This is a genomic window from Eisenbergiella massiliensis, assembly GCF_003435485.1.
In genome coordinates this window covers 268139-287294 of sequence record NZ_QVLV01000007.1, presented here as the reverse complement: position 1 = coordinate 287294, position 19156 = coordinate 268139, and the positions used below count along the sequence as shown (strand labels likewise).

Here is a 19156-nt window from a genome sequence, read left to right as displayed (position 1 = left end):
TATCCGGAGCCTTCCAGCAGAGGGAAAGTGCGGGAAATAGCCGAATTTAAGTATATTATACTATGCTTCTGTATTTTTTACCAACATCCTTTTCGTTGACAAAGCGGAATATTGTTTCTATACTTAACTTAGAAACAGTTGAATGGATTTAGCTGCGACATGGAAGAAGAGGATCTATGAAAGAGAAAAGGACTGTCAGTATTAACATGTTCGGTGGTTTTTCAGTTTCCTGCGGAGGGACGCCTGTTGTTCTGGATTACGCAAACACTACGAAGATGATACATCTTCTCATCTGTGTGCTTGCTGCCGGCAAAGAAGGAATTCCCAGAAAAGAACTCATCAGCCGGCTTTACGGACATGATGAGCTGGAGGATCCGACCGTGACTCTCCGGGTCAATGCTCACAGGCTCCGTAAATATCTGAAAACGAAGGAATGCTTCGGTGATGCAGATTGTATTAAAATCAAAGCGGGAAGCTATTTCTGGGATCGGGAGGAACAGCCCGTTGTTTTGGATACGGAAGTTTTTCTTGAGACGGCCGGTTTGGCTCTTAAGGAAATGGACGAGGATGAGAAAATTGCCCTGCTGATAAAAGCCTGCCATATTTATCAGGGAGAGTTCCTTCCTGAGCTTGCGGGGGAAGAATGGGTAGCCGTATCCGGCATGGAATATCAGAAATTGTATTTTGACTGTCTCAGGGAAGCGGAGGCGCTTCTGAAAAGCAGAGGGCGGTTTGAAGAACTGCTGGATTTGAGTACCCGGGCCTGCAGTATTTATCCGTATGAGGAATTTTATCTGGGCCAGATAGACTGCCTGATGTCTATGGAGCGTTTCAAGGAAGCCATGGATGTTTATGAAAAGGCCACCTCCTTCTATTTTGAAGAACTTGGGCTGACTCCGTCGGAAGAGATGATGGAACGCTTCCATGCCATGAGCGATAAGGTTCAGTTCAGGGCGGCAGTGGTAGCGGATATCAAGGATGGGCTGCAGGAGGAAAAGGAGAAATACGGCGCGTATTTCTGCACCTATCCCGGCTTTACGGACTGTTATCATATCGTATGCCGTATGCTGGAAAGGAACGGTCAGGCGGCCTTCCTGATGCTGTGCACCATGGTAGACCGGGAGGGACAGCCTCTGACAGATGAGAACAAGCTGGAAAAATATATGGAAAAGCTGAAACAGGCAATTGGCTCCTCACTGCGCAGGGGGGACTTTTATACCCGTTACGGAGCCAATCAGTTTCTGATTCTGCTGATTGGCCTGCACCTGGAAGACAGCTCTGTCATCCAGAACAGGATAGACAGCCGTTTCCTCAGCTTTGGACTGAAGGCCCGTGCTGCTATTGAGTATAAGGTACAGCCTGCGGTAGAGGAAGACAGGCCGGGAGAAGAACTGTCGTTCAGACAGGCCGGTTCCATTTGGAACTGACAGGAAACAATTGCATATACATAAAGAGATATGGAAAAGGCATAACCGTCCGGAGAACATCCGGGCGGTTTTTTTGTGGATGCAGCGTGGAAGCGGCTGATATCAAACAGGAGAAAGAATAGGGTATAATGCCCGTGCTCTTTTTATTCTGATTATCTGTTATTTTCTCTGGTTAAATCAAAAAATTAAAAACTCTTTAAAAAAAATTCATAATTCCCTCTGATGTAACGCTTGGTGTTACAGGTGGTTCGCTATACTCAAATTAACAGCGAAAGGGAGGTGCTTTATGCAGAATACTCCATTACGGGCCGGACCAAAACCCAAAAACATTGTCAGTGTCTGCATAGATGAGATAAATGAAGAGCTTGTAGCGGGCAGAATGTATCACTGTTATTCTGAATCCCCCGTTTTATTTTCCAATCAGCTGCAGCTGATAACGGAAATGGAAACGTTATATGACAGGCTGAATTTTCCTCAGGCATCAACCCGGGACAGAACACTGAAATCGAGAAAGGTACAGTCGGCAAAAGGCGAGGAGGCGGAAGCAATGAGGGATGAACAGGACGTAAAGAACCAGGTCGGACGTAAAGCTTCCTTCATTGTCCGGGTAAACAGCAGGCAGAATGCAACATGGCAGGGCTCCATATCCTGGACGGAAAAGGGGGTCACAAAGCATTTCCGGAGCGCCCTTGAGCTGCTGAAGCTCATGGACAGTGCCCTGGGAGATGAAACAATGAAAGATGATTAATTAATTTTGTTTAGTGAGTTATAAAAAATGGAGAGGAGAAACAAAAAATGAAGAAGGCAAAGCATTTGCAAAGATTTTGGGCGTTTCTACTGGCTTTTGTTCTTGTCAGTACGACTATAGCCAGTGACGGTATGAGTATCGTTGCGGCTGAGGGCGAAACTACGACAGAACAGACTGTAAGCGATCCAAAAACAGCGGAACAGACATCCAATAAGGGAGGATCAGCTTTTACGGCCGAGACTGAACAGCAGGGGGAAACACCTCAGGTAGAGGAAGGTTCTAAGACAGGCGGAAACACCTCTGGCGGCAGCAGTGAGAGCTCAACCGAAGAAAGTGTTGTGGAATCGGAATCCAGTACGGAAACAGGAACAAGTGGGGAATCGGTTAGTACAGAAGATATTGTTACAACTGAAGAAGGAACAGAAGAAACTTCGACAGAGGTAACTACGGAAGTGACTACTGAGACTGAAACAGAGACATTTACCGAAACAGAAGGAGCAAAAGCTGAAACCTTCACATTTACCTTTGATATAAGCGGTAAAGGCAGTGTAACAGATGAAGAAGGCAATAATGTGGGAAGTACTGTAACCGGTGAGACCGGAAGCGTCTATAAGTTCAATGTTGAAGCAGAAGGTACTGATGTTTCCATATTAGTAGACGGAAATGAAATCGGGACATCGAACGGTTCCTATGAAGTAGCCTTTGATGCAGATAAGAAGATTACGGTAACATTTGCTGAAACAGAGTCAGAAGTAAAAGAAGAAAAATATACAATTACATTCCAGATAACCGGTAATGGTAAAGTTACGGATACGGAAGGAACGGAAATCAATAGCTTGACCGGAAAAATCAATGAAGAACTTCGCTTTAAGGTAGAAGCGGAGAATGCCGACAGCAAGGTTACAGTTAAAATGGATGACAAAGAACTGACGGCAGCAGATGGAGTGTATACGGTACAGGGCAAGTCCGATACGGCAGTTAATGTCAATATCGAAGAGCCTGAAAAAGAAGAAATTGCATATACTCTGTATGTAGAACATTTTCTTGATACAAATAGAGGAAGGTATCACAGAGTAGATGCACCGGTTGAATTAACAGAAGCAGATTTCAAAGACGGGAAGATAGATGTAAGTAAATATGAATTTAAGCGTACCGGTATGGTATTAGTATCCGCCGAAACCCTTACAAAAGAAGATTTTGATAAGGATGGTAAGGGATATGCTGAAATTCATTACAAAGTAGCAGACGGATGGAAGATCGTTGATAACAGGCCTTCTTACCGTACCATATATCTGGGAAATCTTGATGAAGATAATCCGGATATCGTACCGGAAGGAGATTATTTTACACTGAAAGTGAAGTTCTCTTTTGAGGACGGTTCCTCCGTGGCAAATGATTTTACGGCAAAATATCTGATTGATGAAGATTCTTCCAAGAATACATATACGATATCTGTACCGAAGCAGGAAGGCTATTATCCTACCATCTCTGATACGGATGTAACATTATCCGCAGACGGAACCAGCCTGAACGGTAGCTACAGTGAAAAAGGAAGCAGGGAAATCACTGTTGTTTATAAGGTAAAACAGCTTCAGTATACGGTAAAGCATGCGTTTGAAAAGGCAGATGGAACCGAGTATACGGTTGATGATAGTCTGACGGAAACCTTCAGCGGCGATTATGGTGAGTTAACCGAAGCGAAAGCAGTTGCAGTGGATGGTTTTACACCGGAAGAGATTGCTAATGAAGTTCTTACGCAGGATGGTATTGTCATAACGATTAAGTATGACAGAAATACTTACTGGCTGACCTATGATGCCAATGGCGGTACCTATGTGGCCCGTGAATCCGGTAAGTATGAGCAGGTAATGACTGTAAAGGGAAATGATGCAACTACGCGTGTTGGATATACCTTTGATGGATGGTATCTTGATAAAGAGTTTACAAAAGAAGTTGGCAGGACCATTGAATTGAAGGAAGATACAGTACTTTATGCTAAGTGGGAAGCCAAGAAGGTTGGTTATTCTATTGTTTATCTGGCTGAAGATGTTAATGGGGCGGAAGGAAACCACGACAGGTATATTAAAACAGTATATATAGAAGCCACGAATAGGCGGAATACTACTAAGGCTGGAGATAAAATTGTAATTCCGGATTGGTATCTTCAAAATAGTTCACTTGGAGAGGAGCATTATCATCAAGCAGGCTATAATACAAACGTGATAGCTAAAGCAGATGGAACGTCTGAGGTTAGAGTGTATTATGACTTGAATGTATATAATTTTATTTTTAATGTAGCAACAAAATATTCGCCAAGCTGGAACTCATCATATACTGTTGCTGGCAAAATTACATTTGGAAAAGATACTTATACAGGAAGCCAATATAGATTTCAGGCGAAATATGGACAGAATGTATCTAGTGTATGGCCGGCTGCACAAAGTGTTACCGGAACCTATAGCAACAATAAAAAGTGTTATTTTGCTACATGGGGAGATAGTATTGCTACTAAGCGTTTGATTATAGGAGACGCTGAAGTGCCGGATGAACATGTCGATGGAGCATCTAGGACTTTTAAGGCTACATGGACTGGTCAAGATACTATGGTCGTAGGTCATTATTTCTTTGAGAAAGTGGATGGCAGTGGCTATGTAGAGGATCCGGTTTATAAATCTACGGTTTATGCAGATGGTTTAAGCCAAAAGGAAATTGAAGGATATATAAAAGCTGATGAGTATAAAGACCCTGAATATAAAAATGGTGCATGGAATTATTATTTTAAATATAAGCGTCAGAGCTATAAACTATATTTCTATAATGACTCCACAAGTCCTGTAAGACAGGAAACCCTAAAATATGGCTACCCGTTAACAAACTATAATTATACACCTAATGCGCCTACAGGAAAGAACGACTATACCTTTGGCGGTTGGTATGATAACAGTGCATGCGAAGGCGCCAGAATAGATTTGACAAATATGACAATGCCCAAAGCCAATCTGGCCTTATATGCAAAGTGGATTGCCCCTGAATACGATGTAAACTTCATTTCAGAAGGCAAAACATTACATACAGATAAAGTCGAGAAAGGCAATACAGTTAATCCCTATACAGATCCTGTAAGAAACGGCTACTCCTTCATAGGCTGGTATGAGTCAACATCACCCGATGCAAAGCTATTTGACTTCGCAAAGCCTATTACAAAAAATACAAACATCTATGCACATTGGAAAGCAAATACAGAAACAACCTATATTGTCCGTTATCTGGATAAGAATACCGGAAATCCTGTTTATCCGGAAACAGCTCCAATCAGCGGCAAGGTTGGAAGCAATGTAGTAGCGAAGGCGATTAATGTAGATGGGTATTTTGTGGATGCAAAATCGAAATCCATCGTATTGTCTGCAGAAGCGGAAAATAATGTAATTGTTTTCAACTATTATAAGATAGGTTCTGTTGAATTCCAGTATGTTACCAAATATGTGGATGATAATAACAACGTAATTTATTCTTCCGGGAATTTAACAACAAAGGACAATATTTTAACAGTGGCAGCAGATGCAAAAAAAGCCCCTGGCTATATTATTACGCCTACAAGAATAACAAAAAATATGGCAGTCGGGGAAGTTACTGAGTTTGTATTTAACTGTACTGCAAAGAGTTATAACATCACATATGTTAATGTAGAGGGAACAACCTGGAATGGGGCAGGCACGAATCCCAATCCCTCCACCTACAAAACAACAGATGCGGATATAACTCTCGTTAATCCAAGCAAGCCTTATTTTGAGTTTACCGGATGGACCTGCAGCGTTGAAGATACTGACGGAGAGCCGCATGATCCGATGCATACTGTTATATCCACAGGTTCCTATGGAGATCTCGTATTTACGGCAACATGGGAAGAAGTATTCCCTACGGAAACGATAACCATTACTGCAGCATCTGATGAGAAGATGTATGACGGAACGCCTTTAACAAATAATGGCTATACCTACACTCAGGGAATTTTGCATCCTGGAGATAAATTGACGGCTGTAGTTGTCGGATCGCAGACAGATGCAGACAAAACAGGTGTGAATGAAGTAGAAAGCTATAAAGTAACGCGTACCACCAGTGATGGAACCATTGATGTAACATCAAAGTATAATATTACGACTGCTCCCGGAGAACTTAAAGTAAATAAGCGCAGTGTGATTTTTACATCCGGAGACGGTTATAAGGTATATGATGGAACAGCCCTGACTAACAGCAACGTGGTAATAAGTGGAGATGGCTTTGCAGATGGTGAAGGAGTTTCCTTTAATGTAACCGGAAGCCAGTTGGTGGCAGGAGAATCTGAGAATACCTTTGCCTATACTTTGAATGAAGGTACAAAGGCTGTAAACTATGATATTCATATACAGTTAGGAAAGTTGGTGGTTGATCCGGTAAGTGGTGAATTTAAAGTAGTAGCCGGCACAAGCTCACGTATGTATGACGGAACACCTTTTTCCTACAATGTATATAATTTAGTGGAGGGAACTTTAGTATCTGGTGATAAGCTTGTAGTAACCATAGAAGGACAACTCACAGATGTAGGAGATACAGAAAATAAAATAACCAGTGTAAAGGTTATGAATGGCACTGTAGATGTTACAGCAAGTTATCCTAAGATTAGTACGATTAATGGTAAGCTTACAGTTACTCCCCGCACAGTTATCCTGACATCAGGCTCAGCAGAAAAAGAGTATGATGGAACACCTCTGACAAATGCTACGGTAACAGTAAGCGGCTCGGGCTTTGCAGCCGGTGAAGGAGCAGTCTATGATGTAACCGGAAGCCAGACTGAAGCAGGAAGCTCTGCAAATGCATTTACTTATCAGCTGAATGATGGAACAAAGAAGGATAACTATAATATAACGAAGGCAGAAGGTACCCTGAATGTAACTAAGAGGCTTGCAACAATTACTGTAACAGCAGGAAACGACAGCAAGAAATATGATGGTACTGAATTAAGGAGTAATACCTATTCCAGCACCGGAAAGCTTGCAGACGGTGAAACCCTTCTTGTTATGGTAGAAGGAAGCATTACCAATGTTGGTTCCACAGAAAACAAAGTAGCCAGTGTTAAGGTAATGCGCGGAGAGAAAGAGGTAACCTCCAATTACGAAAATATAGTAAAGGTATCCGGTACCCTTACGGTTACCAAGAGGAATGTGATTCTCACCTCAGCTACTGACAGCAAGGCCTATGACGGAACACCGCTTACCAACAGTAATATTACTGTCGGAGGAGATGGTTTTGCAGAAGGAGAAGGTGCAGCCTATGATGTAACCGGAAGCCAGACGGTTGCGGGAACATCAGATAATACCTTTACCTATACCTTGAATAAGGGGACTTTGGAAGGCAATTATGACATTACAAAGGCAGTAGGTAAGCTTACGGTGACAGCTTCGGAAAATGTAATTATAGTTACAGCAGCCAGTGCAGACAAAACATATGACGGAACGCCGCTGACGGATGCTGGCTACGCCTACACCGGAGAGCTTGCAGGTGATGACAAGGTTGTTGCTACAGTGGAAGGAAGCATTACGGATGCCGGAACACAGGAAAATAAGGTTACCCAAGTCAGGATTATGCGCGGAACAGAGGAGGTAACAGACAGTTACAGCCATATCGACAAAGTATCCGGAACCCTGACGGTAACAAAGCGTAATGTAATATTAAGGTCCGCAGATGACAGCAAGGCATATGATGGAACGCCGCTGACAAACAGCAATGTTACAGCTGGCGGAGATGGTTTTGCAGCTGGTGAAGGCGCAAGCTATGATGTAACCGGAAGCCAGACAGAAGCAGGCAGTTCACCGAATACCTTCAGTTATGTATTGAATGAAGGCACAAAGGAAAATAACTACAATATCATTAAGAACGATGGTACATTGACAGTAACGCCGAATCTTACAGAAATCAGAATCAAAGCATCTGATGCTGACAAGATGTATGACGGAACACCGCTGAGCAGGAATGCATACAGCAGAATCGGCGAACTTGTTGAAGGCGATACGCTGGAAGTAATGGTTGCCGGCAGTATTACGGATGCAGGAAGCACGGATAATATAGTAACCGGTGTGAAAGTAATGCGTGGTTCTGAGGATGTAACCTCCAGCTATGGTAATATTGTATTTGAAAAAGGAACACTTACAGTTACAAAACGTGAAGTTATTCTGACTTCAGCAAGTGACAGCAAAGCTTATGATGGAACTGCATTGACCAACAGTATGGTTACAGTTAGTGGTGATGGCTTTGCAGAAGGAGAAGGAGCTTCCTATAATGTGACGGGAAGCCAGACAGAGGCTGGAAAGTCTGACAACACCTTCACCTACAAGCTGAATAAAGGCACAAAGGAAGGCAACTATGTTATTGTTCCCAAAGAAGGTGTGCTGGAAGTAACAAGAAATATGACAGAAATAAGTGTTACAGCAGGAAGTGCGAAGGAAAAATATAATGGAGCACCGCTGTTAAGCAATACTTATTTCAGTACGGGTACATTGGCAGACGGCGACAGCCTTGTGGTTATGGTTGAAGGACAGATTACGGATGTGGGAACTGTTAAAAATACAGTGACCAGCGTAAAAGTAATGCGTGGTTCCAAAGATGTGACCGACAGCTATGGCAATATTATTACAGCAAACGGAAAACTTGAAGTAACAAAACGCGAAGTGATTTTAACCTCAGCAAGTGACAGCAAGGAATATGACGGAACACCGCTGACTAATGACTTGGTTACGGTAAGTGGAGATGATTTTGTAAAGGGTGAAGGTGCAGCTTATGATGTAACCGGAAGCCAGACCTTTGCAGGAACTTCTGAAAATACATTTACTTACGCATTAAAAGATAATACAAAGGCAGATAATTATGAAGTAACGACTGTATTTGGGAATCTGGAAGTAACAAATAATGAAGCAGAGAAACGTATTATTACAATCACTGCAGCAAGCGATACAAAGCCGTATGATGGAACTGCTTTAACAAAGGCCTCCGCCGATGTAGAGGATCAGCTTCTGGCAGACACTGATACGCTGCTGTTTACAGTAGAAGGAAGTCAGACAATAGTAGGAAGCAGCGCAAATAAGGTTCAAAATGTCTCCATCATGAATGGTACGGAGGACGTAACGGATTACTATACGGTTATTACAGCCGACGGTACTTTAAAGGTAACAGGTAGTATAACCTACAATGAAAATGGCGGTTCCGGAAACGTGCCTGAAGACAGTAATCAGTACGATTATGATGCGGATATTACCTTAATGGGCGCAGGAGAGTTATATCGTGACAATGCAGTTTTCCTGGGATGGAGTGAAGCTCCGACAGCGCTTGTTGAAAGCCAGGAAGCAGAAGCTGCGGCAAATATTCTTGGAAGTACAATCAGGATGGGTGAGACAAATATCACAGTATATGCGGTATGGGCTATCGATGAAAATGGTCCGGATGGCGGCCCTGATGATACGCCTGATTATAAAGAATATCCGATTACCTATTATGGCAATGGAGGAAGCGGCAGTGTAACAGATACCAATATTTATCCTGTAGATTATGATGTGACATTGCTTGCAAACGGATTCAGCAAGGATGGAAATCATTTTACAGGCTGGGGAATTGATGCGCAGGGTTCTGCTGTATATCAGCCGGGCAACACGCTGAGTATGGTGGAAGGCGGACTGTCAGTATATGCACAGTGGGCAGCCAACTCTGCTCCTACTCCTGAGAATCCCGATCCTAACCCTAACCCGAATCCGACCCCTGACACGACACCGTCTACAACAGGAGTACTCGGCGAGGCACTTCCTCCCGCACAGCCTGAAGTAGGAGTCCTTGGTGAAGCGGCAGGACCGGAGGTAGGAGTTCTTGGCGAAAGCAAGGGACCTGGAACCGGAGATACAGCTCCAATCGCAGGCTGGTCATTCCTGATTATGGGTGCAGTTCTTACCCTGGGAATTACCGCCAAGAGACGGAAAAAGGACGAAAAATAATTTCCCTTTCAAAAACAAGTACTGAAATTTAAGACATAATACCAGAAAGTACCACAAAGAATTGGCGCCCGTCGGAAATAACCCGGCGGGTGCTTTTTTTATGCAAAGGATACTTGTTAATACGCCAGGAAAGCCATGGAATTCGTTACCAATACACTTCCTGCGCGGAAAACAGGCATTTTCCCTCTTAAGAATTTCTTTCGTTTTTTATCCACAATTTTTCGCTGTTTCTTCCCTGCTTATTCCTTGACTGTTTATAGTATATAGAATATAGTATACCTAAAGAACAATATTATATCTCATATAATATCATAAGTCCCAATGGAAGGGAGTGTACAATATGGTTTTTAATACAGGAGCGGCATTGTTGGATGCAATTGTGCTCGCTGTTGTCTCCAAGGAACCGGAAGGAACCTATGGATACAAGATAACCCAGGAAGTACGGCAGGTAATAGAGCTGTCGGAGTCCACCTTGTATCCGGTATTAAGAAGACTGCAGAAGGATGACTGCCTTGCAGTTTATGATATGGAATGTGCCGGCAGGAACCGCCGTTACTATAAAGTTACGGAAAAAGGAATGGCACAGCTTGCATTATATGAAGAGGAATGGAAAAAATATTCCGCCAAGATAACAGGAATGTTCGAGGGAGGTATTAATCAATGAACAGACAGGAATTTATGAATCAGCTGGAAATGCTCCTTTCGGACATTTCCCAGGCAGAACGGGATGAGGCGCTGCAATACTATAATGATTATCTGGATGACGCGGGAATTGAAAATGAAGAGTCTGCCATCCGGGCACTGGGTTCACCCATACAGGTAGCTGCCAATATTAAGGAAGGCCTGAAAGAGGGAAATGAAGCCGGGGAATTTATGGAAAACGGCTTCCATATGAATAATGAAGAAAAGGATATGATGATTCTTCCCGGCGAAGCTTCTTCAGAAGACGATAAGGCTGCGGAAGAAACCAGGTTCGCAGACGGAAATACGGATGGTGTGTTTGACGCCATATTAAGCTCCGGCGGAGCCAATGCGGATATTGAGACGGTAGACGCAGAAATCATGAAGGCTGAGGTTGTAGATGCGGCTGTAGTGAATACGGATGCAATGGATTTGGATGTGGTGACGGCCGACAGTGACAGCGCGGATAGCAATGGAGCTGACAGTAATGGCGTGGTTAGCAATAGCGCAAATACAGACATTGCAAAAAAAGAAAATACAGCTCCGGCAAACAGCTCAGAGCCGAAGAAGGCTCAGGAAGGCTTTGTGGATATCAATCCCGATCCGTTCCGCGGCCTTTACAAGGATATCGATTCCTGCCAGATTCACGGCAAAGAGCAGAATATGGATTCTGCGCAGGCAGGCCAGGGGTACCAGGGCAGCGGCCAGGGCCAGGCAAGTGGCGGCCGGAATAATCAGAACAGTTATGGAAATCAGTACGGCGGCCAGAACCAAAACGCCGGACCGAAGCCTGAAAGCTATCAGAATCAGGCAGGCGGCCAGGACATGAATGGATATCACAATCCCAATGGCGGCCCCAACTTTGCCGGATATCAGAATCAGGGCGGGTATCAGAACCAGAACGGGTATCAGAATTACAACGGATACCAGAACGGATATCATAATCAGAATGGCGGCCAGTACCAGAGCGGCCCTGACGGATATCAAAACCAGAACAGCTACCAGTATCAAAATCCTAACGGAGCCCCGAATCCCAACGGCTATCAGAATCAGGGCGGTCCCAACGGATATCAGAATCAGTACAGCAATCAATACCAGAATCAGTATCAATACCAGAACCAGTACGGAAACGGCTGCCATCAGCCGCCTAAGAAGAAAAGCAGTGCCGGCAGAATCGCATTAATTGTTCTGCTGTGCATCTTCGCCCTTCCGGTCATCCTGCCGCTGGGCATCGCGGCAGTAGCGGTGGTATTCAGCCTGTTGGTATCGGTCATTGCGGTTCTTGGTTCCCTGGTGGTTGCAGGAGTGGTCATTCTTATCGTGGGAATCGCACTTGTCATCACCGCGTTTCTTAAGCTCTTCCTTATGCCGGCGGCAGCGCTTTATCTGTTGGGCGGCGGACTGGCATGTACCGGAATTGGCCTGGCTATGACAGCAGGAATGATATGGCTGGTAGTCAAAGTGGTGCCGGTAATGTGCAGAGGCTTTGTAAATCTGTGCAGATGGCCTTTTACCAGAAGAAATGCAGCATAAATTTAAGGAAGCAATGGCTGAAGGGAAAGCGCTTTCGGCCATCCTGATTCAGGAGTGACTTTAATCATATGTCCGCGGAAGCGGGCGGATGGGAATTGATGCAGTATCGCAGGCAGACCTGCGATATGCGGGAGGTATAAAATGAATAAATTTTTAAAAATATCCTTACTCGCTGCGCTGGTAATGGTGGTTCTGGGAGCTGTCCTGGCGATGACGGGAAGAGCGGCCGGCGGCAGGGCGCAGGTGGATGAAATGTACAAAAACGGGGAACTGGATCTTCCCTTTGTGAACATGCCCTATGGCTGGCACGGCGGATATTATAATGATGAATATGTGGATTATGAATATTCAGGTGACTATGATTATGATGACTATGAGGATTACAATGGATTTACGGTAGGCGACAGCGTGGATTTTGACAGCAGCTATCCGATACACAAGGCTGATTTTAAGGATACGATTCCTTATTCGGCAGCATCTCAGACAGCAGCTTACCTGGATGTGGATATGGGCGGCGTCGGATTTTATGTAAAAAAATCCCCGGACAGCAATATTCATCTGGAAGGCATAAATGTTAAAAAAGTTCAGTATTTCCTGGAAGACGGTACGCTCTATATCAAGGCGCTTGACAGGCACAACATGGAGCATATGGACAAAATCAGCGATACGGCCACCAAAGTATACCTTTACCTGCCTGATACCTGCGCTTTTGTGGATGCGGTTATGGAAATAGGCGCGGGGGAAGCGGAAGTGTCCGTGATGGATACGGAAAGTCTCACATGTTCGGTAGGCGCCGGCAGCCTGACCTTCGACGATTTAAAAGCGACGGATACCTATTTCGAACTGGGAATGGGTAAGCTTGTCCTTAAAGAAGCTGCTTTGGAAAATATGAATTTTGACATCGGTATGGGCAGCATGGAATATGAAGGAAGCGTAACCGGGGACGTATACGGCAGCTGCGGAATGGGAAGTATGTCAATGCGGCTGGACGGATATGAAAAGGATCATAATTACGAAGTGGAAGCATCTATGGGAACCGTAATTATCGGAGATAATGAATTCGGCGGGATGTCTTCCGAGAAAAGCCTGAATTACGGAGCTGACAGTTATTTTGACTTATCCAGTTCCATGGGAAAGATAGAAATTTACTTTACAAATCCGGAATGATGAACGATAATATAAGAAAGCGGCAGCCGATTTGAACGGCGGAACTTGGAGGAAATTATGGACGAATACAATAATAATGAAAATATGAACCAGGGACAGAACCAGAACACGGATCAATATGGCAGCAATGGAAATTTTAATTCCTATAATAATAACGGCTCTTATCAGCAAGGGAATGACTGGCAGAACGGCGGCTATGGGAACAGCGGTTATAATGGCGGCAGTAGTTTTAACGGAAACGGCGGTTATAACGGCGGCTACAGCAACAGCGGACGCCAGCCCGGAAGACGCCTGAGCAAATCCACTACCAATAAAATGGTATGCGGTGTGTGCGCGGGAATCGCGGAATATTTTAACTGGGACCCGACGATAATAAGAATTATATGGATAGCGGCCAGTATTTTCCTGGGAGCAGGCTTCCTGGGACTGATTGCTTACTTCATCGTAGCCGTTATCATGCCGGAGGGCTGAGACTGACAGGAGGTAATGAAGCATGTGGGATAAGATCAAACCTGAAGAACTGACGGAGAATGTTTTCCATCTCATCAATGATGACTGGATGCTGGTAGCGGCCGAGGATGGCGGCAGGACGAATGCCATGACGGCGAGCTGGGGAGGCGTAGGTATTTTATGGGGCAAGAAGGTAGCCTTCGTATTTGTACGGCCTCAGCGCTACACCAAAGAATTTATAGACAAAAGCGATAAGCTCTCGCTCAGTTTTTTTGATGACAGCTGGCGTAAGATGCTGAATTATATGGGAACCGTATCCGGAAGGGATGAGGATAAGATCGCGGCAAGCGGCCTGCATGTGGAAATGGTCAACAGCGCGCCGGTATTTAAGGAAAGCCGCATGGCTCTTATCTGCCGGAAGCTTTATGAACAGCCGATGACGGAAGAAAGCTTTGTGGATAAAGAGCTGGCAGCGCAGCATTATGCACAGAAGGACTTCCATACCATGTATGTGGTGGAAATAGAGAAGATTCTGGTACAGAACCAGTAAATCAATAAAGAAGCGGAAGACCGGGGAGAAACTATAAGCTCCGGCCTTCCGCTTTTTTCGGCCTGCTTTTGTGGTCCGCTTTTGAGATCCATTTTTCCGGTACGCTTTTTGCGGCCGTTGACAAAGCGGCGCGGCTGAACGTATAATAATTGCGTATGCAATGACACAGGACGGAGGAAAAGCAATGGATAAAAATGGCGGCTGGCGGAGGGGAAAGGCAGCGTTTCTCAACCAGCTGTGGCAGTGTACATGGAAGGATGCGGCAATTACCTTTGGAGTGCTTTTCATAGCCACGGCTGCGGCTTTTGTGTATTACAGAATATCGGCCAGCAATATTAATGTAGTGATGTTTTATACCCTGGCCCTGCTGTTTATTTCGCGGCTGACCAGCGGATATCTGCCGGGGATTGCAGCGGCGATGGTGAGCGTGGTATGCGTGAATTATCTTTTTACCTATCCCTATTTGCAGCTGAATTTTACGCTGGACGGATACCCGGTTACCTTTATCTGCATGCTTGTGGTCTCTGTGATAACCAGCGCATCCGCATCCCATATGAAGCAGCAGTCCAGGATTCTGGCCGAGCGTGAAAAAATGCTGGCTGAGGCTGAAAAGGAAAAAATGCGCGCCAATCTGCTTCGCGCGGTTTCCCATGACCTGCGCACTCCGCTGACCGGCATTATCGGCGCCAGCAGCTCCTATCTGGAAAACGAGGAAAAGCTGGATACGGATGAAAAAAGGGCGCTGGTCAGCCATATCGGCGAGGATGCCAACTGGCTGCTGAATATGGTGGAAAATCTGCTGACTGTCACCCGTATCAGAAATGATTCCGCCAGCGTGAACAAATCCTTGGAGCCGGTGGAGGAGGTTATGTCCGAAGCCGTATTCCGTCTGAAAAAGAGAATACCGGATGCCAATATAAGGGTGCTTCTGCCGGAGGAATTTGTCATGATTCCCATGGATGCGACGCTGATAGAGCAGGTTCTGGTAAATCTTATGGAAAATGCGGTTTTTCATGCGGGAAGTACGGAGCCGATAGAATGCCGCGCCGAAATAGGCAGGGATACGGTTACCTTTTTTGTGACGGATCAGGGCGTGGGAATTGACGAGGATAAGCTGGAAACCATTTTTGACGGAACAGGGCAGACGGAAAACAGCAGCGCTGACGGACACAAGGGAATGGGAATTGGACTGTCGATCTGCAAGACGATCATAGTTGCCCATGGAGGGACCATAAGCGCCAGGAATCTGGAACGGGGAGCGCAGTTTGGTTTTACCCTGCCCAGGGGAGAAGCAAATGAAGACTGACGGTAGCGGTTTGGTTATATGAACAGCTACGGCTGACGAAGGAGAAAAACAATGCAGGCAAAGGTAACCATTCTTATCATAGAGGATGAAAAAAATATATGTGATTTCATAGCAACTACCCTGAAGGCGCAGGGCTACAAAACGATTACAACGGGCCTTGGCAGGGAGGGGATTTCCCTCACAGCCTCCCAGTGCCCGGACGTGATCCTGCTTGATCTGGGGCTGCCGGATGTGGACGGCATGGAGGTTATAAGACAGGTCCGTTCCTATTCGGCCATTCCCATAATCGTCATATCCGCAAGAACGCAGGAGAAAGAAAAAGTAATGGCGCTGGATCTGGGGGCGGATGATTATATTACCAAGCCCTTCGGCTCCTCCGAGCTTCTGGCAAGAATCCGCACTGCGTTGCGGCACGGGAACCGCCCGGTAGGAGGGAGCGCAATGGTTGACCGCCCTTATAAGGCCAAGGGGCTGGTTATTGATTTTGACCGGCGTCTGGTGACGGTGGAGGGGGAAGCGGTCCATCTTACCCAGGTGGAGTTTAAAATCGTGTCCTTCCTCGCCAGGAATGCAGGCCGGGTCATGACCTATGACACTCTCATTTCCCATGTATGGGGGCCGTATGCAGACGATAACAACCGGATTCTCAGAGTGAATATGGCCAACATCCGCAGAAAACTGGAAAAAAATCCGGCGGAGCCCCAGTTCATCCTGACGGAAATCGGGGTTGGCTACCGGATGGCTGAGGACGAAAACCAGGAAAACGATACGGAGTAGCGCTTATTTAAAAGGCGCCGGGAGGATAAAGGAAAATATCCTGCCGGCGCTTTTTATGTATTTATGGACGCGTATGATTTTCGTTTGATTAAAACTATGCCTGTGTGGCTCCGAAATCAATAGGAGCGTCGGGGGCGGCGGGAGCGGATGCCGGAATGGCTTCTTCAAATTCTTCCTCGTAATCCTCATCCCTCTGGGGAGCAATGGTCCGTACATTCACGCCATTTACTTCTATATGATCATTTACCGTGATCACCAGGCATTCCTTGCCGTCAATAATTCTTGTCTCGATTAAATCCGTGCGTTCGGGATTGACCTTAATCACCACATCCGGCGTCTCGATGTTAAATTTCCGGACACTGGCAATATTTGTGGCAAGCAGGGAGGCCTTTTCCCCGGCAGCGGCTTCAAAGGTCTGGTCAAAGGTTTCCATTTTTTCTTCAGGAACGCCGCTCAACTCGAAAAGACGCTTTACATCCGGCTTGGTGAGCACGAGAGGGTCGGGAGAATCTTTGGTCTCCTCCACCATTTCCGTCAGATGCTCATGGATATTCTTAACGACCTCATAATCACAGTCTTCACCCAGCGTGTCCTCAATCAGATAATTAAAGGTTTCCTTCTGGCTTTCTGCCGTGAGAGGGATGAGCGTGCAGCCAAACATGTTTTCTATGAACTCCGGCTGCAGTTCTTCCGCCTGCTTGGAAAAATAAAGCATGGAATGGATATCGGAATTACGGTCGTTGAAGGCCGGGAACAGAAAGCCCTTGGCCGGCGGGTCAACAATCCAGTCACGAATCCGGTTTTCAATATTGTTGGTTTCCGTGTTGTAGAAAAGGCCCGGCTTTGAGAGCTTGACCGGACAGAGGCTGCAGAGCAGGTACTCATAGACATCCTCGGAGGCATCGAACATTTCCGAACCATCGGTGGATTTTCCGGGGATATCGTAAGCCACATGGATGAGGATGATGTAATAATTTTCCGGAAAATAGTAGTTTTCAATTACTTTCTGGTAAAACTCCTCCAGCAGGACATCATCCTGGAGCTTACTGTCACGCAGCTTCAGCAAAAATTCCTGGGGGCCTCCCGGATTTTCAGCATCCAGGGGAAATTCCAAATTCAGCAGATTTTTTCCCAGAGTGCCGGAAAGGGTCTGCTTGAAAATATTAAAATATTTAAAGGTTTCTTCTTCAGGAAGGGAAAGGAAGGCTTCCTTGATCTGTGTTTTGATGTTTTTTTCTCCGTCCACGTAGCAGCCGCAGATACGGGAAATGGAACATTTTTCGTGGGTATACTGCTTTCTGATTTCAAGGACTTCTTTTTTGTTCATACATTTACCTCTTTTTATAAAGAAACGTCCTATGGGACGATCCTGTTTGCATGGAAGGCAGGGCAGTTGTTATGATAGCATATTTTTCACTGAAAATCAATTTGGGCAGGCGCCGTCATGTTGGGCAGGCGGCTTCAGCAGGTTTTGGCAGGCAGGCGGCGTGAGCAGATAGAGGAAGTTTTCAAAGCAGACGCCCTGGGGCTGCGGAATATGCAGTTCAGAGGATGCCTTGGTGCAGGTGCGGACAAAGGCGGCGGCCTTTTCCACAGAAGCGGGGAAAGGTACGCCGTTTACAGCGTCGGCAGCTATGATGGAAGCAAAAATGTCCCCGGTTCCCGGCCGGGATTCCCCTGCGGCGTGCATCCGGCAGCAGCTGTGAAGGCGGCCGGCCTTTGCGGCATTTTCATCAGCTGTGGCTGCGCCGCTGTAGCAGGAGATAAAATTAATGAAATCTTCCTGCTCCTGCATGCCCGTAATTACAATCCGATCCGGTCCCATGGCATGCAGCCTGTCTGCGAGCGCTGTCAGTTCTTCCACCGTCCAGCCGGATTCCCGGTAAGGGGTGTCCGCCAGAAGGCAGGCCTCCGTAATATTGGGGGTGATGATATCCGCCAGGGAAAGAAGCTCCTTCATCTGTGCGCAGTGCTCAGGGGTGACGGTGCGGTAGGCTTTTCCGTGATCACCCATGACGGGATCGAGAATTACTGCGGGCCGTGCCGACAAGGCTTTCGACTCCTGTATTTCTATCTGGGAAACAAGAAAATCCCTGACGATTCCGATTTGCTCCACGCTGCCAAGAAAACCGCAGTAGATCCCGTCAAAGGTCAGCTCCAGCTCCTGCCATTTTTCCAGGTACTGCGGCAGGATAGGGGTGCAGTCGTGCATAAAATGAACCGGAAAGCCGGTATGATTGGAAAAAACTGAGGTGGGAACCGGGCAGACCTGGACTCCCATGGCGCTGATAATGGGCAGGGAGACGGTGGTGGAGCAGCGGCCGTAGCCTGCAATATCGTTGATCATGGCTATTTTTTTCGGAATTCCGCAGCTGATTCGTGCTTGCTCCGTCATGTTTTGAACTGTCATGGAATTATACTTCCTTTTCTGAAAATATTGTTATTATAATGCAGGCAGCGCGGAGGGGAAATGTCTTCCGTAAGCTGCCTGCGGCATTACAATTG

12 protein-coding genes are annotated in these 19156 nt (G+C 45.9%); 10 read left to right on the top strand and 2 right to left on the bottom strand.

What is annotated here, in order from left to right:
• Positions 1 to 176 precede the first annotated feature (176 nt).
• The 10 genes from DXC51_RS12700 (at position 177) to DXC51_RS12650 (ending at position 16651) form a co-directional block, all read left to right on the top strand.
• Positions 177 to 1427, top strand: coding sequence for an AfsR/SARP family transcriptional regulator (locus tag DXC51_RS12700; RefSeq protein ID WP_117544723.1), 1251 nt, complete (start codon positions 177 to 179; stop codon positions 1425 to 1427).
• 286 nt (positions 1428 to 1713) lie between these two features.
• Positions 1714 to 2175, top strand: a complete 462-nt coding sequence (locus DXC51_RS30020) for a hypothetical protein (protein WP_021639707.1) — start codon at positions 1714 to 1716, stop codon at positions 2173 to 2175.
• A 47-nt stretch (positions 2176 to 2222) separates the two neighbouring features.
• On the top strand, positions 2223 to 10187 hold the full coding sequence (locus DXC51_RS12690; protein WP_117544722.1) for an InlB B-repeat-containing protein: 7965 nt from the start codon (positions 2223 to 2225) through the stop codon (positions 10185 to 10187).
• A 340-nt stretch (positions 10188 to 10527) separates the two neighbouring features.
• Entirely contained in the window at positions 10528 to 10851 is a 324-nt protein-coding gene (locus tag DXC51_RS12685) for a PadR family transcriptional regulator (protein ID WP_021639709.1), read from the top strand.
• Entirely contained in the window at positions 10848 to 12401 is a 1554-nt protein-coding gene (locus DXC51_RS30015) for an HAAS signaling domain-containing protein (RefSeq protein WP_243003192.1), read from the top strand. The genes DXC51_RS12685 and DXC51_RS30015 overlap by 4 nt, the downstream gene beginning before the upstream one ends.
• A gap of 141 nt (positions 12402 to 12542) precedes the next feature.
• Complete coding sequence (locus DXC51_RS12670; protein WP_117544721.1) at positions 12543 to 13568, top strand: DUF4097 family beta strand repeat-containing protein; 1026 nt, start codon at positions 12543 to 12545, stop codon at positions 13566 to 13568.
• Between the two features lie 57 nt (positions 13569 to 13625).
• Positions 13626 to 14039 (top strand): PspC domain-containing protein, encoded by a 414-nt coding sequence (locus tag DXC51_RS30750; protein ID WP_021639712.1) that lies wholly within the window; start codon positions 13626 to 13628, stop codon positions 14037 to 14039.
• Positions 14040 to 14061: 22 nt separating this feature from the next.
• Positions 14062 to 14568 (top strand): flavin reductase family protein, encoded by a 507-nt coding sequence (locus DXC51_RS12660; RefSeq protein ID WP_021639713.1) that lies wholly within the window; start codon positions 14062 to 14064, stop codon positions 14566 to 14568.
• Between the two features lie 184 nt (positions 14569 to 14752).
• The gene (locus tag DXC51_RS12655) at positions 14753 to 15874 is read left to right on the top strand and encodes a sensor histidine kinase (protein ID WP_025491304.1); all 1122 of its coding nucleotides are present in this window, start codon (positions 14753 to 14755) and stop codon (positions 15872 to 15874) included.
• 51 nt (positions 15875 to 15925) lie between these two features.
• Positions 15926 to 16651, top strand: a complete 726-nt coding sequence (locus DXC51_RS12650) for a response regulator (RefSeq protein ID WP_021639715.1) — start codon at positions 15926 to 15928, stop codon at positions 16649 to 16651.
• Between the two features lie 94 nt (positions 16652 to 16745).
• Here DXC51_RS12650 and DXC51_RS12645 read toward each other — a convergent pair whose 3' ends face one another.
• Positions 16746 to 17978, bottom strand: coding sequence for a DUF4317 domain-containing protein (locus tag DXC51_RS12645; RefSeq protein ID WP_117544720.1), 1233 nt, complete (start codon positions 17976 to 17978; stop codon positions 16746 to 16748).
• 96 nt (positions 17979 to 18074) lie between these two features.
• Positions 18075 to 19061 (bottom strand): pyridoxamine kinase, encoded by a 987-nt coding sequence (locus DXC51_RS12640; protein ID WP_117544719.1) that lies wholly within the window; start codon positions 19059 to 19061, stop codon positions 18075 to 18077.
• Positions 19062 to 19156: the final 95 nt, after the last annotated feature.